The following is a 25,060-nucleotide window of genomic DNA, read 5'->3' as shown; positions in this document are numbered from 1 at the left end:
GGATGTGAAACGGGGGCCCCGCAGGCCCCCGTATTCGTTTCATTCCGCCGGGATCGCTGACAGATCCTCGACCGGGGCAATGGGATGCTTCAGATGGGGCAGCATCTCTTTGGGGCAGACCTGCAGGAAATTCCGCCGCTCTTCTTCCCAGTTTTGCAGGATCTCGTCGGCACGGCGCGAGCCCGTCTCTTTCACGTGCATCTCGATCAGGCCCTTGAGCTCGGCTTCCCAATGGGGCTGGGTAACCGGGCAGAGCACCAGCGTTTCGGGGTTGATGTAATCGCGTGCGATGCCCTCGGGGTCATAGAGATAGGCCATGCCCCCGGTCATGCCGGCGCCAAAGTTCGCGCCGATGCGGCCAAGGATCACTGCAACGCCCCCGGTCATGTATTCGCAACCGTTCGAGCCACAGCCCTCGATCACCACCGTGGCGCCCGAGTTGCGGACGCCAAAGCGTTCGCCCGCCCGGCCAGCCGCGAAAAGATAGCCGGCGGTCGCGCCATAAAGCACGGTGTTGCCGATGATCGTGTTTTCATGGGCGACCAGCGGGCTGCCCATGGGCGGACGTACGACGATGATGCCGCCCGATAGCCCCTTGCCGACGTAGTCGTTGGCATCGCCCGAGACCTCGATCTTCAGCCCCGGCGCGGCAAAGGCGCCGAGGGACTGGCCCGCGCTGCCGGTCAGCCGGACCGTCAGGTGGTCGGGCTGCAGCTTGTTGCGCATACCAAAGGTCTGCACGATCATCGACGAGGTCCGGGTCCCGACCGTCCGCTGGGTGTTCCGGATCGCATAGCTCAGCTGCATCTTCTCACCATCCGAGAAGAAGCGGCCAGCATCGCGGATGATCTCGGCATCCAGCGTGTCGGGCACGGCGTTGCGCGGCTTGGAGCGGTCATAGACGATCTTTTCCGAGCCATCGACGGTGATCAGCAGCGGGTTAAGGTCAAGGTCGTCCAGCGATTTGTCACCCCGGCTGACCTGGGTCAGCAGATCGGCGCGGCCGATGACCTCGTCCAGTGAGCGGGCACCGATGCTGGCGAGGATCTCGCGCACCTCGGTGGCGTAGAAGGTGATCAGGTTCACCACCTTGTCGGCCGAGCCGTTGAACATGGCCCGCAGCTTTTCGTCCTGCGTGCAGACGCCCACCGGGCAGGTGTTCGACTGACACTGACGGACCATGATGCAGCCCATGGCGATCAGGGCGGCGGTGCCGATCCCGTATTCCTCGGCCCCCATCATCGCTGCCATGACGATGTCGCGCCCGGTACGCAGGCCACCGTCGGTGCGCAGCGTCACCCGGTCGCGCAGGCGGTTCATCGCCAGCACCTGATGCGCCTCGGTCAGACCCATCTCCCACGGCAGGCCCGCGAATTTGATCGAGGTCGCGGGGCTGGCGCCCGTGCCGCCGTTATGGCCCGAAATCAGGATGATATCGGCCTTGGCCTTGGCAACGCCCGCCGCGATGGTGCCGACACCGGACGAGGCGACCAGCTTTACCGTGATCTTGGCACGCGGGTTGATCTGCTTGAGGTCATAGATCAGCTGCGCCAGATCCTCGATCGAGTAGATGTCGTGATGCGGCGGCGGGCTGATCAGCGTCACGCCTTTGGTCGAGTGGCGCAGCCGGGCGATCAGCTCGGTCACCTTCATGCCGGGCAGCTGGCCGCCTTCGCCGGGCTTGGCGCCCTGTGCGACCTTGATCTCAAGCTCTTCACAGGCGTTCAGGTATTCGGCGGTGACGCCGAAACGGCCCGAGGCGACCTGCTTGATCTTGGCACAGGGGTTGTCGCCGTTCGGCAGCGGATGGCTGTGGGCCGGATCCTCGCCGCCCTCGCCCGAGTCGGACTTGGCGCCGATGCGGTTCATGGCGATGTTCAGGGTCATATGCGCCTCGGGCGACAGGGCGCCCAAAGACATGCCCGGGGTCACAAAGCGCTTGCGGATCGAGGTGATCGATTCAACCTCTTCGATCGGCACCGGCTTACCCAGCGGTTTGATATCCAGAAGGTCACGGATATGGATCGGCGGGTTCGCCCGCATGGTGGCGGTGAACTGCTTCCAGATATCATAGGACGCTTTCTCGCAGGCAAGCTGCAACAGCCGCATGGTGTTGGCTTCCCACGCGTGCTTTTCGCCCGAACGACGCGCCTTGTAAAAGCCGCCCACCGGCAGCAGATCGACAAGCGGCGCGCCAAAGCCCTTGGCATGAGCCTCTTCCAGCTTGGCCTGAAGCCCGTGCAGACCGATCCCCGAGATGCGCGACTGCATGCCGGGGAAATATTCCGCGACCATCGCACGGCTCAGCCCCACGGCCTCAAAGTTCAGGCCGCCGCGATAAGAGCTGAGGACCGAAATCCCCATCTTGGCCATGATCTTCAGCAGGCCGGCGTTGATCGCCTCGCGGTAGCGGGTCATGACGTCGATCAGGTTGCCTTCCAGCAGGCCGCGCCCGATCCGGTCGGCCAGCGTGTCCTGGGCCAGATAGGGGTTCACTGTGGTCGCGCCGCAGCCGATCAGCACCGCAAAGTCATGCGGGTCCACGCATTCCGAGGACCGGACGTTCAGCGAACAGAAGGTCCGCAGCCCCTTGCTGGTCAGCCAGCTATGCACGGCGCTGGTCGCAAGGATCGTCGGTACGCCGACGCGGCTGGCCGAGATACCTTCGTCGGTCAGGATGATGTGACCGTGACCCGAGCGGACGGCATCCTCGGCCTCGGCGCGGATGCGGGCCAGCGCATCGGCCAGCGCGTCCTGCCCGCCATTGACCGGGAAGGTACAGTCGATCTGCGTTGCCTGATCCTGGAACATGCGGGTCAGCTCTTCGAACTCGCCATTGGCGAGGAAGGGGCTTTCCAGCATGGTGATCTCGGCATGGGTCGAGCTTTCCTCAAGCACGTTCTTGAGGTTGCCGAACCGCGTGCGCAGGCTCATCACCCGGCTTTCCCGCAGCGAGTCGATCGGCGGGTTGGTCACCTGGCTGAAGTTCTGGCGGAAATAGTGCGACAGCGGCCGGAACTGGCGCGACAGCACCGCAGGTGGCGTGTCGTCACCCATCGAGGCAAGCGCCTCTTTGGCGTCCTCGGCCATCGGCACCAGCACCTGTTCGATCAGCTCGATGTTGTAGCCAACGGCGATCTGGCGACGGCGCAGGTCTTCATCTTCGTGCAGGGCGGTTTCGGGCAGTGTCGCCATCAGCTCGGACGGCTGGACGACTTTTTCCACCCAGTCGCCAAAGGGCTGGCTGGCGGCCAGATGGTCCTTGATCTCGCGGTCGTGGTAAAGCTTGCCCTCGGCCATATCGACGGCGATCATCTGACCCGGACCAAGCGCGCCCTTTTCGCGCACAGTGGTTTCATTGACCGGGACCATGCCAGCCTCTGACCCCGCGATCAGCAGGTTATCGGCGGTCACGACATAGCGCAGCGGCCGCAGCCCGTTACGGTCCAGACCGCCGCAGACCCAGCGCCCGTCGGTCATGGCCAGCGCCGCGGGACCGTCCCATGGCTCCATGATCGAGTTGCAATAGGCGTACATATCCGCCCATGCCTTGGGCATGTCGGTCGTCGCTTTGGACCAGGCCTCGGGGACAAGGATGGTCTTGGTCATCGGCGCATTGCGGCCCGAGCGGACCAGCACCTCGAACACCGCATCAAGCGCCGCCGAGTCCGAAGAGCCGCCGGGGATGATCGGCTTGATATCCTCGGCCATGTCGCCAAAGGTGCGGCTGGCCATGCGGATTTCATGGCTGCGCATCCAGTTGACGTTGCCTTTCAGCGTGTTGATTTCGCCGTTATGGGCCAACATGCGGAAGGGCTGGGCCAGCCACCATTGCGGGAAGGTGTTGGTCGAATACCGCTGGTGATAGATCGCAAAGGCGCTTTCGAACCGCTCATCCTTGAGGTCGGGATAGAACTCGGCCACCTGCTCGGCCAGCATCATGCCTTTGTAGATGATGCTGCGGCACGACAGCGTGCAGATATACATGCCCGCGATCTGAGCCGCCACCGCCGCTTTCTCGATCCGGCGGCGGATGATGTACAGTTCGCGCTCGAACTGCTCGTCGTCGATGTCCTTTTCGCAGCGGATCAGGATCTGTTCGATCTCGGGGCGGGTGGCGTTGGCCTTTTCCCCCAGAACCGAGGTGTTCACCGGCACATGCCGCCAGCCATAGATGTAATGGCCCATGCGCAGCACTTCGGATTCCACGATGGTCCGGCAGCGTTCTTGTGCGGCGAAATCGGTGCGTGGCAGAAAGACCTGGCCGACGGCGATCAGCTTGTCATTGTCGGGCTCATGCCCCGTGCGGCGCACCTGATCGTAAAAGAAGGGCACCGGGATCTGCACATGGATGCCCGCGCCATCGCCGGTCTTGCCATCCGCGTCCACCGCGCCGCGATGCCAGATTGCCTTCAGCGCATTGATGCCGCTTTCGACGACCTTGCGGCTGGCCTTGCCGTCGATGCTGACCACCAGCCCGACGCCGCAGGACGAATGTTCATCCTCGGCACGGTAGAGGGAGTGTTCCGCCATCCAGTCGCGGCGGGCCTGTTCCTGCTGTTCCCAGCTCGTCATGTCACAGTCCTTCACGTCCGTGCCTCCTTCAAAAGCTGCCTCAGGATGTCGGCCCCCTCGCCGCCCACCATCTGCAGGTCGCAATCATATTCCGGTGTGGTCGAACCAAAGCCGGGGTGTCCCGGGAACGCGAAGGTTACCGGACTGTCGTTGGTCTGCTGCACTGCGCCGGTCCAGTCCTCCGAGGTCTCAACGCCCCCGTAGAACCGCCCTTGCGTGCGGCTGATGAATTGCTGGCCACGGCGCCGGATCAGCACCTGCCCGGATTCGCTGTAGGTGGTCAGCTCGAACCGGGTGACATCCAGCGCCATGCCGTCGATCTGCACCTTTTCGCCCGTCAGCTCGTCCTGACCGACGTGGTGCAGCCGCTCGCCGCTGTTTGAGCGGGTCCAGAAGTCGAAATCGTCCTGGCCGCTGCGCAAAAGCGTGCTGAACGAGGCATGATCCTCGGCCTCGTCCTCAAGCACATCGGTCAGGCCGGTACGCAGGTCGGTGCTTTCCATCCAGCGCGTCTCGCGGTCGATGCGCGACTGAAAGGTCGCCCCTTCCTGGGTGAAATAGGTCACGCGCTGGTCGCCTGGCGCGTCCGAGTCGCAACGATAATGCTGCGAGACGGTACAGCCGCGGTTTTGCACCGTGACCTCAAGCTTGCAGCCCGAAGGCGGGGTGAAATTCGCCGCCGCCGCCGGTCCTGCGGGCAGCAACAGCCAGATCGCCATACCTGCCGCCAGCGCCATGGCGCCGGCCGGCCGGATGGGGCAGGGGCGCTGCGCCTGTGTCCTGAAGGAATATATCCGCATGGTCCGCCCCCTTATTCCGCAGCGACCCGGGCAGCGCCCGAGAGATAGCTGACGATGCTGTCGGCGGCCTCGCGCCCGTCGCGGATTGCCCAGACGACCAGTGAGGCGCCGCGTACGATATCGCCCACGGCAAAGACGCCGGGCAAGCTGGTCTGATGGGTCTGGTAATCGGCCTTGATCGTGCCCCAGCGCGTCACCTCAAGCCCGTCCACGCCCCAAAGACGCGGCAGCTCCTCGGGCTCAAAGCCCAGGGCCTTGATGACCAGTTCGGCGGGTTCGTCGTAATCGGCACCCTCGATCAGTTCGGGACTTTGCCGGCCCGAGACATCGGGCGCGCCCAGCCGCATCCGCTGCACGCGAACGGCGCTGATGGTCGGAACCTCGCCCGTGTCGTCAACATCGCGTTCCTGCGCAACCATCGCCTCGCCCGTGACATGGCCGGAGAAGGCGCCGGGGGCCGAAAGCCAGACGAATTCGACGCCTTCCTCTTCGGCGTTCTGCACTTCGCGCTGGCTGCCCGGCATATTGGCCCGGTCGCGGCGATAGAGGCATTTCACCGATTGCGCGCCCTGACGGATGGCGGTGCGCACGCAATCCATGGCGGTGTCGCCGCCGCCGATGACGATGACGCGCTTGCCCTTGGCGTTCAGCTCTCCGTCCTCGTAATCGGGGATCTCGTCACCCAGATCGACCCGGTTCGAGGCGGTCAGATAGTCCAGCGCCCGCACCACGCCCCGCGCGGCGGCATTGTCGATGTCCAGATCGCGGGTCTTGTAAACGCCGGTCGCGATCAGCACCGCGTCATGTTTGCCGCGGATCGCGTCAAAGCTGATATCGGTGCCGACATCGACGTTCAGAACGAATTCGACCCCGCCTTCGGCCAGTTGCCGGGTGCGACGCTCGACCACGTGCTTTTCCAGCTTAAAGCCGGGGATGCCATAGATCAGCAGCCCGCCGGCGCGGTCGTGGCGGTCATAGACCGTGACCTGAAAGCCCATGCGGCGCAGGCGGTCCGCTGCGGCAAGGCCACCCGGGCCGGCGCCAATGATGCCGATCGACTCCGAACGCTCCTGAGCCGGGGTGATCGGTGCGACCCAGCCCTCTTCCCATGCGGTGTCGGTGATGTATTTCTCGATCGCGCCGATGGTGACGGTGCCATGGCCCGATTGTTCGATGACGCAATTGCCTTCGCACAGCCGGTCCTGCGGGCAGATGCGGCCGCAGATTTCGGGGAAGGTGTTCGTCTCCTGGCTGCGCAGGTACGCTTCCCGGGTGCGCCCCTCGGCGGTCAGGCGCAGCCAGTCCGGGATGTTGTTGTGCAGCGGGCAGTGGCTTTGGCAATAAGGCACGCCGCATTGGCTGCACCGGCTGGACTGCTCCTTGGCCTTGGCATCGGCGAATTCGCGATAGATTTCGTGGAAATCTCCCGAGCGGGATGCCGCGTCACGTTTTTCGGGCATCTCGCGCCCAATGGTGACGAATTTAAGCATCTTCTGCGTGGCCATGGCTGCGCGTCCTTGGATGGCGAGGGAATTCCCCGCCTGATACGGCAGCCTGCAGTCAAATAAAAGTCAGCAATACTGACTCATTTAACGATTTTTCGGTCTGAGCGCGATTTTTTATCGCTGAGCGGCAGGAAAATAGGTCAACATTGCTTACCATCCAGCCTGTAAAGCCAGCAAAACCACGACTCCGACCACGATTCGCCACCAGGCAAAGAAGCCATAGCCATGGGCCGAGACATAATTCAGCAGCCCGCGGACCACGACGATGGCGGCCAGAAAGGCGCAAACAAAGCCGATGACGATGTTTCCGGTCGCAGCGGCGTCCAGAACATCGCGGTTTTTGTAGAGGTCAAAGACAAAGGCGCCCAGCATCGTCGGCATGGACAGGAAAAAGCTGAACTCGGCCGCAGAGCGTTTGTCCGCCCCCAGGAGCAGCGCCCCGACGATGGTCGCGCCCGAACGTGAGACGCCGGGGATCATCGCCAGGCACTGGATAAAGCCGATCTTTAGCGCCATTGGCAGCGGAAAATCTTCGGCTGCGAAATAGCGCGGGCGCGAGGCCAGCCGGTCCACGAACAACAGCACCACGCCCCCGACGATCAGCATCGTGGCGATAAGGGTTGGGGTCTCGAACAGGACCTCCTTGATGATCTTGTGGGTCAGGACCCCGATCACCGCGGCGGGCAGGAACGCCAGCAGCACCGCAAGGATAAAGCGGCGTGCCTGCGGGTCATGCGGGGCGGCAGAGAAAATCCGCCACAACCGCCCGGCATAGACGCCAAGGATGGCAAGAATCGCGCCCAGCTGGATCAGCACTTCGAATGCGCGGCCGGGCGAATCAAAGCCCAGAAAATGCCCGGCAAGCAGGACATGACCAGTCGAGGACACGGGAATGAACTCGGTCAGCCCTTCCAGCAGACCGAGTGCGGCAGCGACAAGAGTGTTATGATCCATCAGCTGTTGCGCAGGTTTTTCGCCGAGGCCGTGATCGCCTCATATTGGCCGGTCGGGCGGAAGCGCCAAAGATAGCCCTCGATGATCGGGGGCGCGGCGGTCGGTTCGATGCCCAGATCGGCAAAAGTCCTGACCTTGCCCGAGACACGGTTCGGCTGACGCAGCTGCCGCGCCTGATCGCGGGTCAGCACCCGGTTTGTCAGCAACCCGCCGCTGACGACCTGGACAGTGTCCAGCGCAAAGCCCATCAGTCCGGCCAGCCAATGCGGCACGCCGATGATTGCGCGGCGGCGTGCAGTGGCGGTCAGCACCTGCCGGGCGACATCTCGCATGGTCAGAACATCGGGGCCGCCAAGTTCATAGATGCCCGATCCGGCCTCGCCCGAGGCGGCCATGACGGCGGCGCGGGCCACGTCCAGAACATGGACCGGCTGTACCTCGGTCCCCGCGCCCGGCACGAACAGAAACGGCCCCAGACGGGTCAGCGAGGCAATGCGGTTATAAAAGCGGTCATCGGTCCCAAAGATGATCGAGGGGCGCAGGATCACCGCATCGGGGCGATGGGTCAGCACCTTGGCTTCACCCCGGCCTTTCGAGGCTGCGTAATTGCTGGCGGCGTCGGGATCGGCGCCCAGGGCCGAGACATGGACGAAATGTTTCACCCCGGTCTCGGCAGCGATGCGGGCGACACGGCCCGCCGCCTCTTCGTGAACGGCGTCGAACGTGTTCTTGCCCTCGCGGACCATAATGCCGACGCAGTTGATCACCGCGTCCGCATCCGCCATGCAGGCGGCGACGGACATGTCGTCGCGGACGTTGCAGGGTACGGGTTCGACCTGACCGGGGGCACCATAGGTGCGGACGACTCCGGCTTCATAGGGGCGGCGGACGGCGACACGGATGCGCCAGCCCTCGGCGGCCATGATCCGGGCGATCTGCCGGCCCAGGAATCCAGAGCCGCCATAGATGGTGACAAGCTTGGCTGTGGACATGCGTCGCTCCCTTCGTGGCGTGCTTGCCCGTTCAATAGCCAAGCCTGTCGCCAGCGGCAAGCCGTGGCCGCAGCCCTGCGACGATAGCGTCCGCGACCCGCAGCGCATTTGCCGCGATGGTCAGGCTGGGATTGACCCCGTTCGAGGTCGGCATGAATGACGAATCGCTGACATAAAGGTTGTCTATCCCGTGCACGCGGCAATCACGGTCCAGCACGCTGGTCGCCGGATTGTCGCCAAATCGCAGTGTCCCGCAGGGATGGGCAAAGTTAAGCTGGGGCGTCGTGCCCATGAACATCGCGCGATGTGGGCGAAATGCGGCCCGCATCGCCTTGCGGAATGCGGCCCGTCGCGCCCGCAGCTCGTCCGAGATGTCATAGCGAAAGCGCAGGCGGTCGGGGTCCTGCGGATCAGGCAGCACGCGGTTATGCGCATAAGGCAGGTCCTCAAGGACGCCGACAAACAGCTTGGCGCGTCCCAGAATCCGCGCTGCGATCATCGCGGGCAGGCGCAACCCGTGGCGCAACGCGCGCAACCGGCGCAGCGCCGACTGGTCGAAACGTCCGTTCAGCGCATGTAAAATCTCGCCATATCCGGCAGTAAGGCCCATGGATTGCACCGTGCCAAAGCGCTGACCATCCATGAAATAGAGGTCGCGTATGCTGACCGAGCGAGCCTCTCCGTTTTCGTCGCGGCCAGGAGCGGCCCAGATGGCGATGATCTCGCTAAGGTGAAACATCAGGTTACAGCCGACCATGCCGTTACCATTGCCAAGCCCTTGCGGCCAAATCTCGCTGCCCGAGCGCAGCAGAAGTGACGGTGAGCCAAGCCCCCCCGCTGCTAACACATAGGTTCGCGCCCGCAGGGTGAATTCCTGTCCGTCCCGGCGGCAAACCAGCCCTTGGACGTTGTGGTGACCGGCCTTGATCCGCATGACGGTGCAACGGTCGATCAGCGTGGCGCGACCAGTCTCGATCGCCGGCAGAACCCCTGCGGTACGGCCATCCATCTTGCAGCGACGCGGACAACGGCGGCCAAAGCAGCTTTCACATCCCGGCAGAAAGCGCGCTGCCATATGGGTGCGATAGGGGTGCATTCCGGCGCGATTCAGCGCCTCGATCAGCGCCGCGTCCGACGGTGGCAGCGGCAGGCCCGGTGGCAGCAGGTCGGATTTCTCTTGCGCAAGGGGATCGCTTTCGCCGCTGACGTGAAAATATTTTTCGGCCAGAGCGAACCAGGGCAGCATCTCGTCATAACTGACGGGCCAGCCACCGGTTGGGTGGGGCAGCGTCTGGGAGGAATCGAGATCGTGCCGCTCGGGGCGTTCCAGCGTCGCGGCGTAATAGGCCGAGGTGCCGCCGACCCCGGCGCCGATCATGCCGTCAAGTTCGCACCAGTTGCCGTCAAGCTGCGCCTCAAGCAACCGCGGCCACGCTCCGTTTGCCAGACGTTTTTCGGGATCATGAGTGTCGATGCCAAGTGCTGGCAGGGGGGCATCGCCCAGATCGGGGCCCTTTTCGACGAACAGCACCGACAAGCCCGCTTCTGCCAGATGGCGGCCTGCGGTGCCTCCGCCGATTCCCGTGCCGATCACGATGACATCCCATTCTTGGCGCGTCAGTTCGTCCATGAAAGTTCCATCAGGCGGCGGAGATCGCGGGCCATGCCCCTTGGTCGAGGTTTTGTAGCCTCGTGCGATTTGCCTCAGCAAGCTGGCCGAATGGACAGGATTTCCGGCTGTCCCTGCGCGATTTCGCAGCTGCAGCATGACCTGCGCAGCATCCGCATCACGGCCGGGGCGAAAAAAGATGATGGCAGTGCGAAGATTCTTCGTCACCCCCGTTGACACCTCCCGCGGCTGGCCTTAATCACCCGGCTCACGCGACCTGCCCAGGTGGCGGAATTGGTAGACGCGCACGGTTCAGGTCCGTGTGCCGCAAGGCGTGGAGGTTCGAGTCCTCTCCTGGGCACCATAACAAAAGCCGCGCAAGCCTTTGGGTTTGCGCGGCTTTTGCGTTTCAGGCCAGACTGCCATACCTTTTGTGCCCATGCGCGGCCCACGCTTAGCGTGCCTTCGCCTTGGATCCGAAAAAGGTGCGTTGCTGCGACTGCGATGCGTTACGCCGAGAAGAATGGGGAAGAACGCCCGATGATACCGCGTTATGGAACGCCGCCCGGTCGCCGCGCCTATCGCCTGCGTCCGGGCGCCTATGCTCTGCTGATCCGGGATGGCGCGGCCTTGCTGACCTTTCAGCACGCACCCGAGCCAGAGTTTCAGCTGCCGGGCGGCGGCATAGACCCCGGCGAGTCGGCATTGGCTGCGCTGCATCGTGAGGTGCGGGAAGAGACCGGCTGGCGTATCGGGTATCCGCGCCGCTTTGGGGCCTATCGGCGTTTTTGTTACCTGCCGGATTACGGTTTCTGGGCCGAAAAGCTGTGCAGCATCTGGCTGGCCCGTCCCGTTGCCCGGCTCGGCGCACCTTCGGAGCCGGGCCATGAGGCGCATTGGGTGCCCTTGGCCCAAGTCACAGGCCTGTTGCCCGACCCTGGGTCGCGGGCCATGGTTCGGGCGGCATTGCGCAGGTTCGGGGTCGCGGGCTAGCTGCAAGACGCGCCCTCGCTTCGCCGTTCGACCAGCACGGCCGAGATGTCGTCACTTCGCTGGCCACTGCTGTAATGTGTTGCTGACCAACAGATTGATTCCAACAGCGCGTCGCCATGCAGCGTCGCATTGGTGCGCAGGATGGCGTGCAAACCCTCTTCTCCCAAAGGGTCGCCGCGGGCGTTTTCGCATTCGGTCAGCCCGTCCGAATAGATGAACAGCCTGTCCCCAGGGGCGAGTGTGACTTGCAATTCCTCATAATCGGCCTGCGAAAAGACCCCGATAGGCAGGCCCCCTTGCCCGATGGATTCGATCCGCCCGTCAGCGCGCTGCACCATCGGATGGGGATGGCCCGCCTGCACCAGCCGCAAATGCCCGGTCCACAGGTTCAGATCGGCATAGATCATGGTGAAATACGATTCGATGCGCAGTTCATCGAGCATCAGCGAGTTCAGCAGGCGCATGACCTCGACCGGGGGCTTGGGATCGCAGCCCCCGCTGTCAGAGGCGCGTATTGCGACGTTCTGATGGTTTGTCCCCGAAAGCAGCGCCGCCAGACGGGCGCAAAGCAGGGCCGAGGCGACCCCGTGTCCCGCCACGTCCAGTGCAAACAGCCCGACCCGTCCCGCGTTGATTGGAAAAAAGCCGACAAGATCGCCACCAACATGGCCGGCGGGCCGCATCAGCAGCGACAGGTCGAAATCCCCAAAACTGCCGTGGCATTCGCGAACCAGCCCCTGTTGCAGGCGTTGTGCCTCACGCAGGTCGCGTTCGATTGCCGTCTGGGTCTCACGCAGCTTGGTCAGTGCAGCGGTAAGGCGGGTGTTGGCGCTGCGCAGCTTTTCCTCCATGCGCAGGATGCGCTCGCTGGCTGCAAGCCGCGCCAGCAGCTCGGCCCCCGAGACCGGCTTGGTCAGGAATTCGTCGGCACCGGCGCGCAGACCTTCGGCAATGTCCTTCTTGTCGTTGCGCGAGGTCAGCAGGATGAAATAGCCGTACCGGTCCGATTGCATGGCACGGAAACGGCGGCAGAATTCAAGCCCGCTATGCCCGGGGATCATCCAGTCCGAAATCACGATGTCCGGCCGTCGCTCAAGGCAGAGGCGCATCGCTTCACGGCTGTTTGCGGCCTCTGCCACCTGATAGCCTGCGCGGGTCATCTGGACCGCCAGTGTCCGCCGCTGTGCCCGGCTGTCATCGACAATCAGCACCAGCCTTTGGGTCTGGGGCGCAGGATTCGGTGCATGGCTATCAGCGATCATCATGCTGACGGGTTTAGCTCCACCGGGCTGAATGTTCGGTTAATCTATACCATTTTCAGTATTAACCGGATGTAGACGGGTTCGCTGTTACGAAGGTCGCGTGATTCTGTCGGAGGGTGTCCGTGCTGGACTGGAACCGTATCAACGAACTGCGTGACGAAGTCGGTGATGACGAGTTTCAGTTGATTCTGGAGCTGTTTCTGGACGAGGTCGAAAGGGGTCATTATGCGCTTGTCGCCTCTGGATGCGCTGCGCCTGGAAACCGATCTGCATTTCCTCAAAGGCTGCGCCTGGAGCCTGGGCTTTGCGGTTTTCGGCTGTCTTTGTGACGCGGGTGAGCGTCAGGCGGCCGAAGGGCACCCGGAAAAGGTCGATGTTGAGGCCTTGCTTGCCTGTTACTCGGAATCAAAACAGGCGCTGATGGGCCGGTTTGGCGGGACACGGCGGACCTGTCAGCAAGGCGGCCGTGTCTGAGATGCGATTAGATCAGGAATTCCGCCAGTACCGGATCACGGGTGATGTCGCGATAGCCGATCCCCGCAGCCTCCAGCCGCTCGCGCAGCCGGTCGAGGTTTTCGGGGGCCGTAGTCTCGATACCGATCAGGACCGAGCCAAAGTTGCGGGCCGATTTCTTAAGATATTCAAAACGGGCGATATCGTCCTCGGGGCCGAGCAACTGCAGGAAATCACGCAGCGCGCCGGGGCGCTGGGGCATACGCAGAATGAAATACTGCTTGAGTCCCGAAAATCTCTGGGCGCGCTCTTTGACCTCGGGCAGGCGCTCGAAATCGAAATTCCCGCCCGAGCACAGGCAGACCACGCGTTTGCCTGCCAGATCGGGCATGTCGCGCAGCACGTCGATGGCAAGCGCCCCAGCAGGTTCCAGGACGATCCCTTCGATGTTCAGCATTTCCAGCATAGTGGCGCAGATGCGGTCTTCGGGCGCGGTATGGACATCGTTCGCCGTAAAGTGCGACAGGGCGCGGAAGGGCAAATCACCGATTCGCGCCACGGCGGCGCCATCGACGAAATTATCGACCGAGGGCAGGGTGACGGGCGCGCCCGATTGCAAGGCCTCGCGCAGGCTCGCGCCCCCTTCTGGCTCGGCGAATTCGGCGCGGGTCCGGGGGGCCAGCTCGCCAAACAGCCGGGTGACGCCTGCGGCAAGCCCGCCGCCGCCGACCGGCAGGATGATCAGATCCGGCGCCCCGCCAAGCTGGTCCAGAAGCTCCAACCCGACTGTGGCCTGGCCCTCGATGATGTCTGCATCGTCAAAGGGCGAAAGAAAGGTCGCGCGTTGGGCGCGGGCAAAGTCCTGCGCAGCGGCCAGCGTCTGGTCGAAATAGTCGCCTGCAAGCACGATCTCGATCGCATCGCCGCCAAAGATGCGGGTCTTGTCGATCTTTTGCTTCGGCGTGGTGACCGGCATGAAAATCGTGCCCTTGGTGCCGAAATGGCGGCAGGCATAGGCCATGCCCTGGGCATGGTTGCCGGCGCTGGCACAGACGAAATGCCCCTTTGCCCCGCCGCTGATCTTGTGCATGGCGTTGAAGGCGCCGCGCAGTTTGTAGCTGCGCACGGGTGTCAGGTCTTCACGCTTCAGCCAGATTTCGGCCCCGTATTTGGCCGAAAGGTGGTCGTTCTTTTGCAGGGGCGTCGGCTCGAAGAGGTCGCGCAGCGCGATCTCTGCCTGGCGGACAGAGGCGGCAAAGTTTTCCATGAATTCGCGAATGACCCGATTTTTCCCGATTGGCAAGAGAGAACAGGGGCTGATAGCCCTATCAAAACGGGTACGATGGCACGGGGAAGGGGCGTTTTGTCGTGCTCCTCTTGTGACACACCGCGAATGATCCTATTCCCTGCCGAAATTCCATTGGGGGTTATCTGCATGTCCGACGCGCCGAAGAAAGTCGTCCTTGCCTATTCGGGTGGGCTCGACACCTCGATCATCCTGAAATGGCTGCAGACCGAATACGGCTGCGAGGTCATCACTTTTACCGCCGACCTTGGCCAGGGCGAAGAGCTGGAGCCGGCGCGCCAAAAGGCCGAGTTGCTGGGCATCAAGCCGGAAAACATCCATATTGTCGATGTGCGCGAAGAATTCGTGCGCGACTTTGTTTTCCCGATGTTCCGCGCCAACGCGGTCTACGAGGGGCTGTATCTGCTGGGCACCTCGATTGCGCGCCCGCTGATTTCGAAACATCTGGTCGATATCGCGCACCGTCACGGTGCAGATGCCGTCGCCCATGGCGCGACAGGTAAAGGCAACGACCAGGTGCGGTTCGAACTGTCCGCCTATGCGCTTGACCCCTCGATCAAGGTGATCGCGCCGTGGCGGGAATGGGACCTGACCTCGCGTACCAAGCTGATCGAATTCGCCGAGGCGAACCAGATCCCGATTGCCAAGGACAAACGCGGCGAGGCCCCGTTCAGCGTCGATGCCAACCTGCTGCACACCAGCAGCGAGGGCAAAGCGCTTGAAAACCCGGCCGAGGAGGCGCCCGATTACGTCTATCAGCGCACGGTCAGCCCCGAGGACGCACCCGACCAGCCCGAATATATCGAGATCGGCTTTGAGCGTGGCGATGCCGTGTCGATCAATGGCGAGGCACTGTCGCCCGCCACCCTGCTGACCCGGCTGAACGAATACGGCCGCACGCATGGTATCGGCCGGCTCGACTTTGTCGAGAACCGCTTTGTCGGGATGAAGTCGCGTGGCATTTACGAAACCCCCGGCGGCACGATCCTGCTAGAGGCCCATCGCGGTATCGAACAGATCACGCTGGACAGCGGCGCGGGCCACCTCAAGGACTCGATCATGCCGCGCTATGCCGAGCTGATCTATAACGGTTTCTGGTTCAGCCCCGAGCGTGAGATGCTGCAGGCGCTGATCGACAAAAGTCAGGAACATGTGACCGGCACCGTGCGGCTCAAACTCTATAAGGGCAGCGTTCATACGGTTGGCCGCTGGTCGGATCACTCGCTTTATAGCGAACGTCACGTCACCTTCGAGGATGACGCCGGCGCATACGATCAGAAAGATGCGGCGGGCTTTATCCGGTTGAACGCGCTGCGGCTCAAGCTGGTCGCGAACCGGAACGCGCGGTTCAAGTAGCCGCAGCCAGATCCTTACCTCAAAGGCCGCGGACAAACCCGCGGCCTTTCATATGCTGGAACCTCGCCACTCCTGAAACGTTTGCCCCCAGCCAACGGTTCAGGGAGGAGCTTGCGATGACCGTACCCAAGAACACCGTCTGCATCTGGTATGACAAGGACGCAGAAGAGGCCGCCCGCTTTTACGCCGAAACCTTTCCCGACAGCGCTGTCACCGCAATTCGACGGGCGCCAAGTGACTACCCCTCAGGCAAGGCAGGCGATGTGCTGGTAGTGGAATTCACCGTCGCGGGCATTCCCTGTATCGGGCTGAATGGCGGTCCGGTCTTTCAGCATAGTGAGGCATTCTCGTTCCAGATCGCAACCGAGGATCAGGCGGAAACCGACCGTTACTGGGACGCGATCGTCGGCAACGGCGGCCAGGAAAGCGCCCGTGGCTGGTGCAAGGACAAATGGGGCATCTCGTGGCAGATTACTCCCCGAGTGCTGACCGAGGCACTTGCCGTCGGAGGGGATGAGGCGAAGCGCGCATTCCAGGCGATGATGCAGATGACCCGCATCGACGTCGCGGGCATCGAGGCGGCGCGGCGCAGCTGAGATCCGCTTTTCTTCGGACGCGGGCTGGGCCAAGATATCGCCATGACCCAAAGTTCCGCCATCCGCCCCGCCCATATTGCCATTGTCACCGTCTCGGACCGCGCCTCTCGCGGGGAATATGAGGACAAAGGCGGGCCTGGGGCCGAGGATTGGCTGCGCGCGACCATCACCTCGCCCATGATCGTCAGCCGCCGCATCATCCCCGACGGGCGCGAAACGGTCGCCGACTGTTTGCGTGACCTTGCCGATCATCAGGGCGCCGATCTCATTCTGATCACCGGCGGCACCGGCCCCGCCCCGCGCGACCAGACGCCCGAGGCTGTCGCAGATGTGATTGAAAAGGAGCTGCCGGGTTTTGGCGAAGAGATGCGCCGCGCCAGCCTGCGCGAGGTTCCGACCGCCATCCTGTCGCGCCAGACTGCCGGCATCCGGGGGGCTTCGTTGCTTATAACGCTACCGGGCAAACCCTCAGCCATCGCCACCTGCCTCGATGCGGTTTTCGCAGCAGTGCCCTATTGCCTTGACCTGATCGGCGCTGCCTGGATCGAAACCGACCCGGCGTACATCAAGGCGTTTCGGCCAAAGAAATAGACTCTGGCTGCACAACCAGATCGGCCGTCATAGATTCGCGCAGCACCACCTCGGCATTGCCCAGGTCGTTTTCCAGATGCGCCATCACTTCGGCCGGCGAACGACTCAGCCCCTGCCAGCGCGCGGTCAGGCGGCGGCGCAACTCGTCCTGGGGCACATCCAGCATCACCGACAGATCCCAAAGTCCGGCCAGCTGTCGCCATGGCACGCGATCAAGCAGCAGGTAATTGCCCTCGACCACGATCAGCCGGGTTTCCGCTTCGACCCGCCCGGCACCGGCAATGGCCAGATCCCGCTCGCGGTCGAAAAGCGGGTAGATCACCTCGCCCCCGGTTTTCAGGCGCTCGATCAGCTTGACGAAACCGGCGGCGTCAAATGTCTCGGGCGCGCCCTTGCAGCTGCGTAAGCCATCCCGGTCCAACAGCCGATTGTCCAGGTGAAACCCGTCCATCGGAACCAGAACCGCGCCGGATAGTCTCGCAACCAGCTGCGCGGCCAGTGTCGACTTCCCCGAACCCGGCGCGCCTGCAATCGCGACCACCCGCCGACCGGGGCCCAGCTGTGCAATCCGATCCAGTATTTCTTCCATGCAAAAATATCCCGGGGGGAGTCCAAAGGACGGGGGGCAGAGCCCCCCGCGACCACGCAACTCAGGCTGCCGTTGCCGCCTCGTCCGGTACCTTGGCGCCGGTCATAAAGGCAACCGCATCCGACATCGAATAATCCTGCGGCCGGATCACGCACAGCCGTCGGCCCAGCCGGTGAATGTGGATGCGGTCCGCGACCTCAAAGACATGCGGCATATTGTGGCTGATCAGGATGATCGGGATGCCGCGCGCGCGCACGTCGCGGATCAGCTCCAGCACGCGGCGGCTTTCCTTGACCCCCAGCGCTGCTGTCGGTTCGTCAAGGATCACCACTTTCGAACCAAACGCCGCGGCCCGGGCCACCGCGACGCCCTGACGCTGGCCCCCCGACAACGTCTCGACCGCCTGATTGATGTTCTGGATGGTCATCAACCCCAGTTCATTCAACTTTTCGCGGGCGAATTTTTCCATGGCCGGACGGTCCAGCTTGCGAAACCACTTGCCCATGATGCCGGGTTTGCGCAGTTCACGCCCCATGAACATGTTGTCTGCGATGGACAGGGCAGGGGACATGGCCAACGTCTGATAGACGCATTCGATCCCTGACGCCCGCGCATCCAGCGGGCTTGCGAACCGGACCTGCTGTCCCTCCAGCATGATCTCGCCTTCATCGGGCTGGATCGCCCCTGACAGGGCCTTGATGAGTGAGGATTTGCCCGCGCCGTTATCGCCGATGACAGCCAGAATCTCGCCCGGCATCAGGTCAAAGTCGCAGTGGTCCAGCGCAGTGACTTTGCCATAGCGCTTGACGAGGCCGCGCGCCTTCAAAAGCGGTTCCCGGGTCATGCCGATGCCTTTCTGATCCATTGATCCACCGCCACGGCGATGATGATGAGCATGCCGATAAGGAAAAAGGTCCATTGCGGGTCAGTGCCGACCATCTTCAGCCCCATCTCAAAGACGCCGACGATCAGCGCGCCAAAGAACATGCCGACGATCGAACCGCGCCCGCCAAAGAGGCTGATCCCGCCGATCACCACGGCAGTAATCGACTGGATATTGCCTAACTGCCCGGTCGAGGCCGAGGGTGAGACCGAGCCGAACCGGCCGATCATTACCCAGCCGGCGATGGCGCAGAACAGTCCGGCCAGCGCATAGACCTGAATAAGCACGCGACGGGTTCGTACGCCGGCCAGCTCGGCCGCTTCGGGATCATCTCCCACGGCATAGACATGTCGGCCCCAGGCTGTGTGGCGCAGCACATAGGCAAGTAGCGCGACCAGCGCGATCATCAGAAAGACGGCGTAGAGGATCTTCACCCCGCCGGGTTGGATCGAATAGCCCCAGAATTGCAGGGCCGGTGCCTCGGCCGCGATTTCCGATGAACGGATCGTCTCATTGGCAGAATAGATATAGTTCGCCGCCAGAATGATCTGCCAGGTGCCGAGTGTCACGATAAAGGGCGGCAGCTTGACCCGTGCGACCAGCCAGCCGTTGGCAAAGCCCATCGCCGTCCCCGCTGCAAGCCCCAGTGCGATCGAAAGTGGCGCTGGGATGCCATAGCGAAAGGTGAACTGTCCCATCAGCACCGATGAAAAGACGGCGATCGCCCCGACCGACAGGTCAATCCCGGCAGTCAGTACCACCAGTGACTGGGCGCAGCCCAGAATACCGACGATGACAAGTTGCTGCAGGATCGTGGACAGTGTGACGGCCCTGAAGAAGTTTTCCTCCTTCAGGCCAAAGATGATGATCGCCGCGATCAGCACGATCATCGGCACAGCCGAGGGTGTCATATGCAGCCAGTGCTGCAGGCGCTTCAGGGCGGATTTTGGTTCGTGAAATTCGGCAACCTTGTCCGAGGCGCCGCGCAGGCCCTCCTCGTAGCTGGCGGCCGTCTTGGTGTCGGATGACATGGACGGTCTTCTCCCTTGAAGGACGCCACCCCCCGCGGCGCCCGCTGCCTGTGATCGGGCAGGGCGCGCCTTCGCGCCCCGCCCCGCGGTTCAGCCGGGCATCAGCCCCAGCAAAGCTCGGTGCCCTTGGTGCTGTCGATGGATTCGATGCCCTCGGCCGGCTTGTCGGTGACAAGCTGCACGCCGGTATCGACGAAATCCTTGCCTTCGGTCGGTGCGGGGCGGGTGCCATCTTTCGCAAAGGCGGCAATTGCCTCGATCCCTTTCGACGCCATATCCAGCGGATATTGCTGCGACGTGGCGCCGATTACCCCGTCTTTGACGTTCTGCACGCCGGGGCAGCCGCCATCGACAGATACGATCAGCACATCCTTTTCGCGACCAATGGCCTTCAGCGCCTCATAGGCCCCGGCGGCGGCCGGTTCGTTGATGGTATAGACCAGATTGATGTCGGGATCCTTGGCCAGCAAGGTCTCCATTGCCTTCAGCCCGCCTTCTTCGTTGCCCGAAGTGACCTCATGACCGACGATGCGCGGATCGGTCTCATCGCCCCATTTGTTCGGGTCGCCCAGTTCAATGCCAAAACCTTGCAGGAAGCCCTGGTCGCGCAGCACATCGACCGAGGGCTGCGAGATGCCCAGATCCAGCATGGCGATCCTGGCCTCGGCGGCCTTGTCGCCCAGCGTTGCCTTTGCCCACTGGCCGATCAGCTCACCCGCCTTGAAGTTGTCGGTGGCAAAGGTCGCATCCGCCGCGTCGATCGGGTCGAGCGGTGTGTCCAGTGCGATGACCAACAGGCCCGCATCCCGCGCCGCCTTGACGGAATCGACGATTGCCTTGGTGTCCGAAGCGGTGATCAGGATGCCCCTGGCGCCGTCGGCGATACAGGCTTCGACCGCCGCGACCTGGCTTTCGTGGTCGCCGTCAATGCGTCCGGCATAGGATTTCAGCTCGATCCCAAGTTCGGCCGCCTTGGCTTGGGCACCCTCTTTCATTTTGACGAAGAAGGGGTTGGTGTCGGTCTTGGTGATCAGGCAGGCGCTTTCCGCCTGCGCCATACCCGCCAGCAGGGTCAGTGCCGTGCCCGCCAGCGCTGCACGCAGCAATCCAGTCTTGGTCATGTGGTTTTCCTCCTCTCGGCCAAAGGGGCCGCCATTGCCTGCGGAAGGCTGCCGAACAAAAGGTGGCTTGTCAATAAATCAATTTCGTTGATTTATAGGGTGAGAGGAGAAAAGCCATGCCCACGACCATGCCAGCCGGATCGACCCCCCAAGGGGTGCGGGGCCAGAATGAGCGCCTGATTCTGTGGTTGATCCGCCGCAATGGCCCGATGCCGCGCGCCGCGCTTGCGCAGGCAATGGGCCTGTCGGCACAGGCCGTCTCAAACATCACGCGTGAGTTGATCGCTGCGGGTCTCTTGGACGCAGGGGGCGAGCGGCGGCGCGGCAAGGTCGGTCAGCCGCTGTTGCCGCTGGCACTTGCGCCCGAGGGGGCGCTGTTTCTGGGTCTCAAGGTCGGGCGCAGGCTGGCCGAGCTGGTGCTGGTCGATTTTGCAGGGCAGATCAGACAGATGCGGGTGCTGCCTCATGCCTTTCCCCATCCTGACGCGATCCGCGACTTTGCCATCGCCAGCGCGGACGAGATTCTTGCCGGGCTAACCGAGGCGCAGCGTGCGCGTCTGTCGGGCATGGGCATCGCAAGCCCCTTTTATCTGTGGGATTGGGCGAGAGAGATGGAGCCCTGGCGCGGCCGCGACCTGCGCGCCGAGCTGGCCGAAGTGCTGGACATGCCGGTCTGGCTGGAAAACGACGGCTCCTGTGCCTGCGGGGCCGAGATGATGTTCGGGACGGCCGAGCTGCCCGAAAATTTCCTGTATTTCTACATTGCCCATTTTGCCGGGGGCGGCGTCGTGCTGGACGGGCGCTTGCGGCTTGGGCCGTCGCGCAATGCAGGGGCAATGGGTTCATTTCCGGTACCGGGCGGGCGCCAGGTGCTGGATGTGGCCTCGGTTTCAGTGCTTGAGGCGGCGCTGGGCCATGACCTGCCGCTGGATGACACGGCATGGGACCTGCCGCCTGATATCCTGTGTGAATGGCTGGACAAATCGGCACAGGTGCTGTCCCATGCAGCCTTAGGAGCGGTGGCCGCTCTGGACTTTCCGCTGGTGGTGATCGACGGTGCAATGCCGGACAAATTGCGCGCTGCGCTGGTCGAGGCGACCTCCGCCAGTCTGGCCCGGATGCGTCACCACGGCGTGACCTTGCCCGAGGTACGCGCCGGAACCCTAGGCCGCAGTGCCCGTGCATTGGGCGCTGCTGCTTTGCCGCTGGGGGCGGGGTTCATGCCGGGCGGCACCTTCTCTGCCCCCCGTCCGGGCCGGATCGGGCAGGAAACCCAGGGGGCGCCTTTGCGTTCCCCCGATGACAGGTGAAGAAAGGATGACCCGGCCATGGCCGACGATCCATACAAGGCGCTGGGGCTGAACAAGAACGCCAGTCAGGACGACATCAAGCGGGCCTATCGACGGATCGCCAAGACTGACCACCCGGACCTGAACTCTGATCCCGTCGCGCATGATCGCTTCAAGGCGGCCGCCGCCGCTTATGAACTGCTCAGGGACCCCGAACAGCGCGCGCGCTTTGACCGGGGTGAAATCGACGCCTCGGGGCAAGAACGTCAGCAGCGGCATTACTACCGCGAATATGCCGAATCGGACGACAATCCCTATCGGCAACATCAGGGCTTTGACGATCTGTCGGATGTGTTCTCGGATCTTTTTGGCCGTGGCGGCGGGGGCGGAGGGGGCAGCTGGCGCGGCGGTGCGAAAAGCTTTGATATGCGCGGTCCCGATCAGCGCTTTACGCTGGAAATCGACTTTATGACCGCCGCGCGGGGCGGATCGACCCGGATCACCATGCCTGATGGCAGCGTGCTGGATGTGAAAATCCCCGAAGGCGCGCACGACGGTCAGGTGGTGCGCCTGCGCGGCAGGGGCGGGGCGGGCATGGGCGACGGTCCCCCGGGCGACGCACTGCTGACCCTGATCGTTGCCGAGGACCCGGATTGGAGGCGCGACGGCGACGATGTCGAAACCATTTTGCCCATCACCATTGATGAGGCCGTGCTAGGTGGCAAGGTCGAGGCCGAAACCATCGACGGCCCTGTCATGCTGACCATCCCTCGCGGCGCAAGTTCCGGTCAAAAGCTGCGGCTGAAAGGCCGCGGCCTGCGGGGCGAGGGCGGCCGGCGCGGCGATCAGCATGTGATCCTGAAAATCGTCATGCCGTCGCGCATCGACGCAGAACTGGAACATTTCATGGAACAATGGCGCCGCGACCATGCCTATGATCCAAGGGGGAGAAGATGACCCAGCGGCATTACACCCTGTCCGAAACGTTGGAGGCCGTCAGCGACCTGACGGCCGAGCAGCTGGAGCGTTACGTCAGTTCCGGTGTCGTCGTGCCGGTTCAGTCCGAGCAGGGGCCGTTGTTTCGTGAAATCGACCTTGCGCGGCTGAATCTCGTGGTTGACCTGGCCGAAGGCTATCATCTGGATGATGAGGCTCTGGCGCTGGTTCTGTCGCTGATAGACCAGCTTCACGGACTGCGTGGCGACATGCGGGCGATTCTGGATGCCGTGGCGCGCGAGCCGGCTGAAACCCGGCTGCGGCTCAAGACGGCGATCCGCGAAGTGCGTGTGGTGACGCGTTAATCCGCCCTTCGCCCTGTCAGCTGGCGGTCAGGCAGCTGGGCCATGATTGCCAGCCGCTCGGCCTCGGTCATGCTGGCCCAACGTGCGATCTCATCAAGACTGCGCAGGCAGCCGCGGCAAAGGCCGCTGTCTGCATAGATCTGGCAGATCTGGATGCAGGGGCTGGACGGTTTCATCCGATAAAGCGCAGCCGGTCGAGCGCCCCTTGCAGGATATAGCCTGCCGCAACCTGATCTATCACCTCTGCCCGGCGTTTGCGCGAGGTATCGCCCTCAAGCAGCGCCCGCTCGGCCGCGACGGTGGACAGTCGCTCATCCCAAAAGGTGATCGGCAGCGGCGTCAGCCGTTCAAGATTGCGGGCAAAGGCGCGGGTCGACTGGGCGCGCGGCCCCTCGCTGCCGTCCATATTGCGAGGCAGGCCCAGCACCAGCCCGACCAGCGCACGCTCATCGACGATCTTCAACAGCGCCTGTGCATCCAGCGTGAATTTCGTCCGCCGGATCACGGTAAGCGGGGATGCGACACCGCGCAGCCCGTCGCTGACCGCAACGCCGATGGTTTTGGTGCCAAGATCCAGCCCGACGATTGCGCCGCTGCGGGGCAGAGCTTCGGCAAAAGCCTCGACGGTCTCGCAGATCATTCCAGCCCCGCCTGCTTTGCGGCCGCCTCGATCAGATCCAGCGCCGGTTGATTGCCTGAAAACCGCTGCCGCGCCTCGCCAAGCACGGCTTTCGCATGGTCCTGCTGCCCGATCACAGGCAGCGAAGAGATCAGCCGCGCCCATTCCTCGGGAGTACCGCCCTGGGTTGCCAGCCGGGATTCCAGCCCCTTGACCATCCCTTCGATCATCTTCTGGCGCTCTTCGGGTGGCAGGTCCTGCGCGGCTGCTATCGCATCCGCGTCGGGGCCGGGCAGGGTCGAGGGCTCGGGCGGGGTATAGTCCGGCTGCCCGGCAAGCCACGCCAGATCGCTGATCGCGGCGCGGATGGGGGCAATCCACGGCGCGCTTTCCGGCCCTTCGGCCAAAAGGCCCGCCCAGATGGGAAAGGCGCGGTCGGGACGGCCGTTCTGCAAGTGCAGCAGCCCGACCATGAAACGCGCCTGCGGGTTGCGCGGGTCGCGCGCCAGCGCCTCGGCAACCGCCTTTTCACCATCGCTGGTGATAAGCCCGCCTGCCGCCTCGATTGTCAGCCCGGCAAGACGCGCCAGATCCTCGGCGCTGGCCTGATCGCCGCGTAGTGCGACCAGACGGCGCTGAGCATCCTTGGCCGCGACCAGATTGCCCAGCCGCTCTTCATGCTCGGCCAGCAGTTCCAGCCCGCGCGGATCGTTGGGATTCTTTTGAACCACTTCGCGCAGCTGGTCGATCAGCGCGGTATATTCGGCATCGGGCTCGGGCCGTTCGGGGTGGGGGGCCCTGGCCTCGGCCTCGGTCTGAGTGGGGCGGCTGTCGTAAAGGGCCTGTGCATCGGCGATGCGCTGCGCGATGGGGGCATCGGGGCGATCAGGCTGACCCAGCCGCTGATAAAGAAAGAACGCCCCGACAAGCAGCAGTGCCAGTGCGACCAGCGCCACCCACCCCCCAGGCGAGCGTTGGCCGCTGACGGCACGTTGCAGCGCACGGTCGGCGGCCAGAACCTTGCGGCCGATTTCGACACGCAAACGCTCGGCATCGGTCTGATCTATCACCCCGCGTTCCAGATCCCTGCCGACCTCGCGCAGCTGGTCTCGATAGACCCGCAGGTCATAGGCGGCGGCGGGCTCGGCCTCGTCGCCCTGCCGTCGCAGAAGCGGTGCTGCGATGGCGACGGTCACCATCCCTGCCAGCGCGGCACAGATAATCCAGAACATCGG

At 63.5% G+C, this 25,060-nt stretch carries 23 protein-coding genes and 1 tRNA gene; 9 read left to right on the top strand and 15 right to left on the bottom strand.

Going from position 1 to position 25,060, the window contains the following annotated elements:
* Positions 1-39: 39 nt before the first annotated feature.
* The 6 genes from gltB to M511_RS03370 form a co-directional block, all read right to left on the bottom strand.
* Positions 40-4,575 carry a glutamate synthase large subunit gene (gltB, locus tag M511_RS03395; RefSeq protein WP_085501361.1) on the bottom strand — a complete coding sequence of 1,512 codons (4,536 nt, stop codon included), beginning with the start codon at positions 4,573-4,575 and terminating at the stop codon, positions 40-42.
* 11 nt (positions 4,576-4,586) lie between these two features.
* On the bottom strand, positions 4,587-5,375 hold the full coding sequence (locus M511_RS03390) for a hypothetical protein (protein WP_085501360.1): 789 nt from the start codon (positions 5,373-5,375) through the stop codon (positions 4,587-4,589).
* 11 nt (positions 5,376-5,386) lie between these two features.
* Positions 5,387-6,880 (bottom strand): NAD(P)-dependent oxidoreductase, encoded by a 1,494-nt coding sequence (locus tag M511_RS03385; RefSeq protein WP_010393251.1) that lies wholly within the window; start codon positions 6,878-6,880, stop codon positions 5,387-5,389.
* Between the two features lie 150 nt (positions 6,881-7,030).
* Positions 7,031-7,837 carry an undecaprenyl-diphosphate phosphatase gene (locus M511_RS03380; protein WP_176224508.1) on the bottom strand — a complete coding sequence of 269 codons (807 nt, stop codon included), beginning with the start codon at positions 7,835-7,837 and terminating at the stop codon, positions 7,031-7,033.
* A complete protein-coding gene (locus tag M511_RS03375; RefSeq protein ID WP_085501358.1) occupies positions 7,834-8,826 on the bottom strand; it encodes a complex I NDUFA9 subunit family protein in 993 nt (330 codons plus the stop codon). The genes M511_RS03380 and M511_RS03375 overlap by 4 nt, the downstream gene beginning before the upstream one ends.
* 31 nt (positions 8,827-8,857) lie before the next feature.
* Complete coding sequence (locus M511_RS03370; protein WP_085501357.1) at positions 8,858-10,456, bottom strand: GMC oxidoreductase; 1,599 nt, start codon at positions 10,454-10,456, stop codon at positions 8,858-8,860.
* Between the two features lie 258 nt (positions 10,457-10,714).
* Here M511_RS03370 and M511_RS03365 point away from each other — a divergent pair.
* Both M511_RS03365 and M511_RS03360 read left to right on the top strand, forming a co-directional pair.
* A tRNA-Leu gene (locus tag M511_RS03365) sits at positions 10,715-10,799 on the top strand.
* A 176-nt stretch (positions 10,800-10,975) separates the two neighbouring features.
* Positions 10,976-11,428, top strand: coding sequence for an NUDIX domain-containing protein (locus M511_RS03360; RefSeq protein ID WP_085501408.1), 453 nt, complete (start codon positions 10,976-10,978; stop codon positions 11,426-11,428).
* Here the strand turns inward: M511_RS03360 and M511_RS03355 are convergent.
* Positions 11,425-12,693 carry a PP2C family protein-serine/threonine phosphatase gene (locus M511_RS03355; RefSeq protein WP_085501356.1) on the bottom strand — a complete coding sequence of 423 codons (1,269 nt, stop codon included), beginning with the start codon at positions 12,691-12,693 and terminating at the stop codon, positions 11,425-11,427. The two genes, M511_RS03360 and M511_RS03355, sit on opposite strands and share 4 nt — an antisense overlap.
* A 222-nt stretch (positions 12,694-12,915) precedes the next feature.
* Here M511_RS03355 and M511_RS03350 point away from each other — a divergent pair, with 222 nt between their 5' ends.
* Positions 12,916-13,164, top strand: a complete 249-nt coding sequence (locus M511_RS03350) for an Hpt domain-containing protein (protein ID WP_336245871.1) — start codon at positions 12,916-12,918, stop codon at positions 13,162-13,164.
* A 7-nt stretch (positions 13,165-13,171) separates the two neighbouring features.
* On the opposite strand, the gene ilvA is transcribed toward M511_RS03350, so the two are convergent.
* Entirely contained in the window at positions 13,172-14,410 is a 1,239-nt protein-coding gene (gene ilvA / locus M511_RS03345) for a threonine ammonia-lyase IlvA (protein WP_085501355.1), read from the bottom strand.
* A 168-nt stretch (positions 14,411-14,578) separates the two neighbouring features.
* Here ilvA and M511_RS03340 point away from each other — a divergent pair, with 168 nt between their 5' ends.
* The 3 genes from M511_RS03340 (at position 14,579) to mog (ending at position 16,992) form a co-directional block, all read left to right on the top strand.
* A complete protein-coding gene (locus tag M511_RS03340; protein ID WP_010393233.1) occupies positions 14,579-15,805 on the top strand; it encodes an argininosuccinate synthase in 1,227 nt (408 codons plus the stop codon).
* A gap of 116 nt (positions 15,806-15,921) precedes the next feature.
* Positions 15,922-16,401 (top strand): VOC family protein, encoded by a 480-nt coding sequence (locus tag M511_RS03335; RefSeq protein WP_085501354.1) that lies wholly within the window; start codon positions 15,922-15,924, stop codon positions 16,399-16,401.
* Between the two features lie 42 nt (positions 16,402-16,443).
* Positions 16,444-16,992, top strand: coding sequence for a molybdopterin adenylyltransferase (mog, locus tag M511_RS03330; protein ID WP_010393228.1), 549 nt, complete (start codon positions 16,444-16,446; stop codon positions 16,990-16,992).
* On the opposite strand, the gene M511_RS03325 is transcribed toward mog, so the two are convergent.
* The 4 genes from M511_RS03325 to M511_RS03310 form a co-directional block, all read right to left on the bottom strand.
* A complete protein-coding gene (locus M511_RS03325) occupies positions 16,967-17,581 on the bottom strand; it encodes an AAA family ATPase (RefSeq protein ID WP_085501353.1) in 615 nt (204 codons plus the stop codon). The two genes, mog and M511_RS03325, sit on opposite strands and share 26 nt — an antisense overlap.
* A gap of 61 nt (positions 17,582-17,642) precedes the next feature.
* Positions 17,643-18,425 carry an ATP-binding cassette domain-containing protein gene (locus M511_RS03320; RefSeq protein ID WP_217809568.1) on the bottom strand — a complete coding sequence of 261 codons (783 nt, stop codon included), beginning with the start codon at positions 18,423-18,425 and terminating at the stop codon, positions 17,643-17,645.
* On the bottom strand, positions 18,422-19,495 hold the full coding sequence (locus M511_RS03315; RefSeq protein WP_085501351.1) for an ABC transporter permease: 1,074 nt from the start codon (positions 19,493-19,495) through the stop codon (positions 18,422-18,424). The genes M511_RS03320 and M511_RS03315 overlap by 4 nt, the downstream gene beginning before the upstream one ends.
* Before the next feature lie 101 nt (positions 19,496-19,596).
* The gene (locus M511_RS03310; RefSeq protein WP_010393219.1) at positions 19,597-20,616 is read right to left on the bottom strand and encodes a sugar ABC transporter substrate-binding protein; all 1,020 of its coding nucleotides are present in this window, start codon (positions 20,614-20,616) and stop codon (positions 19,597-19,599) included.
* Positions 20,617-20,732: 116 nt separating this feature from the next.
* Here M511_RS03310 and M511_RS03305 point away from each other — a divergent pair, with 116 nt between their 5' ends.
* From M511_RS03305 to M511_RS03295, 3 genes are read left to right on the top strand one after another with little or no spacing between them, the layout of a single operon-like run.
* Positions 20,733-21,926: an ROK family transcriptional regulator gene (locus M511_RS03305; protein WP_085501350.1), complete on the top strand. Its 1,194-nt coding sequence runs from the start codon at positions 20,733-20,735 to the stop codon at positions 21,924-21,926.
* Between the two features lie 18 nt (positions 21,927-21,944).
* Positions 21,945-22,862 (top strand): DnaJ C-terminal domain-containing protein, encoded by a 918-nt coding sequence (locus M511_RS03300; protein ID WP_010393215.1) that lies wholly within the window; start codon positions 21,945-21,947, stop codon positions 22,860-22,862.
* Complete coding sequence (locus M511_RS03295) at positions 22,859-23,206, top strand: hypothetical protein (RefSeq protein WP_010393213.1); 348 nt, start codon at positions 22,859-22,861, stop codon at positions 23,204-23,206. The genes M511_RS03300 and M511_RS03295 overlap by 4 nt, the downstream gene beginning before the upstream one ends.
* Here M511_RS03295 and M511_RS03290 read toward each other — a convergent pair.
* Genes M511_RS03290 through ccmI form a run of 3 tightly spaced genes read right to left on the bottom strand, consistent with a single transcriptional unit; the run spans position 23,203 to position 25,057 of the window.
* The gene (locus tag M511_RS03290) at positions 23,203-23,382 is read right to left on the bottom strand and encodes a DUF1289 domain-containing protein (RefSeq protein ID WP_010393211.1); all 180 of its coding nucleotides are present in this window, start codon (positions 23,380-23,382) and stop codon (positions 23,203-23,205) included. The genes M511_RS03295 and M511_RS03290 overlap by 4 nt on opposite strands.
* Positions 23,379-23,846, bottom strand: coding sequence for a Holliday junction resolvase RuvX (ruvX, locus tag M511_RS03285; RefSeq protein WP_010393209.1), 468 nt, complete (start codon positions 23,844-23,846; stop codon positions 23,379-23,381). The genes M511_RS03290 and ruvX overlap by 4 nt, the downstream gene beginning before the upstream one ends.
* Positions 23,843-25,057 (bottom strand): c-type cytochrome biogenesis protein CcmI, encoded by a 1,215-nt coding sequence (gene ccmI, locus M511_RS03280; RefSeq protein ID WP_176224506.1) that lies wholly within the window; start codon positions 25,055-25,057, stop codon positions 23,843-23,845. The genes ruvX and ccmI overlap by 4 nt, the downstream gene beginning before the upstream one ends.
* Between the last annotated feature and the right edge of the window lie 3 nt (positions 25,058-25,060).

Origin of the sequence: Paracoccus sp. J56 (genome assembly GCF_019633685.1) — a bacterium.
GTDB lineage: Bacteria > Pseudomonadota > Alphaproteobacteria > Rhodobacterales > Rhodobacteraceae > Paracoccus > Paracoccus kondratievae.
Note: the sequence above shows the minus strand (reverse complement) of the source record. Positions and strands in the feature narration are given on the sequence as shown.

Coding starts and splice junctions, on each gene's coding strand:
- M511_RS03335 (WP_085501354.1), top strand. CDS start 15,922: ATGACCGTACCCAAGAACACCGTCTGCATCTGGTATGACAAGGACGCA.
- gltB (WP_085501361.1), bottom strand. CDS start 4,575: ATGACGAGCTGGGAACAGCAGGAACAGGCCCGCCGCGACTGGATGGCG.
- M511_RS03370 (WP_085501357.1), bottom strand. CDS start 10,456: ATGGACGAACTGACGCGCCAAGAATGGGATGTCATCGTGATCGGCACG.
- M511_RS03360 (WP_085501408.1), top strand. CDS start 10,976: ATGATACCGCGTTATGGAACGCCGCCCGGTCGCCGCGCCTATCGCCTG.
- M511_RS03300 (WP_010393215.1), top strand. CDS start 21,945: ATGGCCGACGATCCATACAAGGCGCTGGGGCTGAACAAGAACGCCAGT.
- ccmI (WP_176224506.1), bottom strand. CDS start 25,057: ATGTTCTGGATTATCTGTGCCGCGCTGGCAGGGATGGTGACCGTCGCC.
- M511_RS03390 (WP_085501360.1), bottom strand. CDS start 5,375: ATGCGGATATATTCCTTCAGGACACAGGCGCAGCGCCCCTGCCCCATC.
- M511_RS03305 (WP_085501350.1), top strand. CDS start 20,733: ATGCCCACGACCATGCCAGCCGGATCGACCCCCCAAGGGGTGCGGGGC.
- M511_RS03290 (WP_010393211.1), bottom strand. CDS start 23,382: ATGAAACCGTCCAGCCCCTGCATCCAGATCTGCCAGATCTATGCAGAC.
- M511_RS03315 (WP_085501351.1), bottom strand. CDS start 19,495: ATGTCATCCGACACCAAGACGGCCGCCAGCTACGAGGAGGGCCTGCGC.
- M511_RS03350 (WP_336245871.1), top strand. CDS start 12,916: ATGCGCTTGTCGCCTCTGGATGCGCTGCGCCTGGAAACCGATCTGCAT.
- ilvA (WP_085501355.1), bottom strand. CDS start 14,410: ATGGAAAACTTTGCCGCCTCTGTCCGCCAGGCAGAGATCGCGCTGCGC.
- M511_RS03320 (WP_217809568.1), bottom strand. CDS start 18,425: ATGACCCGGGAACCGCTTTTGAAGGCGCGCGGCCTCGTCAAGCGCTAT.
- ruvX (WP_010393209.1), bottom strand. CDS start 23,846: ATGATCTGCGAGACCGTCGAGGCTTTTGCCGAAGCTCTGCCCCGCAGC.
- M511_RS03325 (WP_085501353.1), bottom strand. CDS start 17,581: ATGGAAGAAATACTGGATCGGATTGCACAGCTGGGCCCCGGTCGGCGG.
- M511_RS03310 (WP_010393219.1), bottom strand. CDS start 20,616: ATGACCAAGACTGGATTGCTGCGTGCAGCGCTGGCGGGCACGGCACTG.
- M511_RS03340 (WP_010393233.1), top strand. CDS start 14,579: ATGTCCGACGCGCCGAAGAAAGTCGTCCTTGCCTATTCGGGTGGGCTC.
- M511_RS03385 (WP_010393251.1), bottom strand. CDS start 6,880: ATGGCCACGCAGAAGATGCTTAAATTCGTCACCATTGGGCGCGAGATG.
- M511_RS03295 (WP_010393213.1), top strand. CDS start 22,859: ATGACCCAGCGGCATTACACCCTGTCCGAAACGTTGGAGGCCGTCAGC.
- M511_RS03355 (WP_085501356.1), bottom strand. CDS start 12,693: ATGATGATCGCTGATAGCCATGCACCGAATCCTGCGCCCCAGACCCAA.
- mog (WP_010393228.1), top strand. CDS start 16,444: ATGACCCAAAGTTCCGCCATCCGCCCCGCCCATATTGCCATTGTCACC.
- M511_RS03375 (WP_085501358.1), bottom strand. CDS start 8,826: ATGTCCACAGCCAAGCTTGTCACCATCTATGGCGGCTCTGGATTCCTG.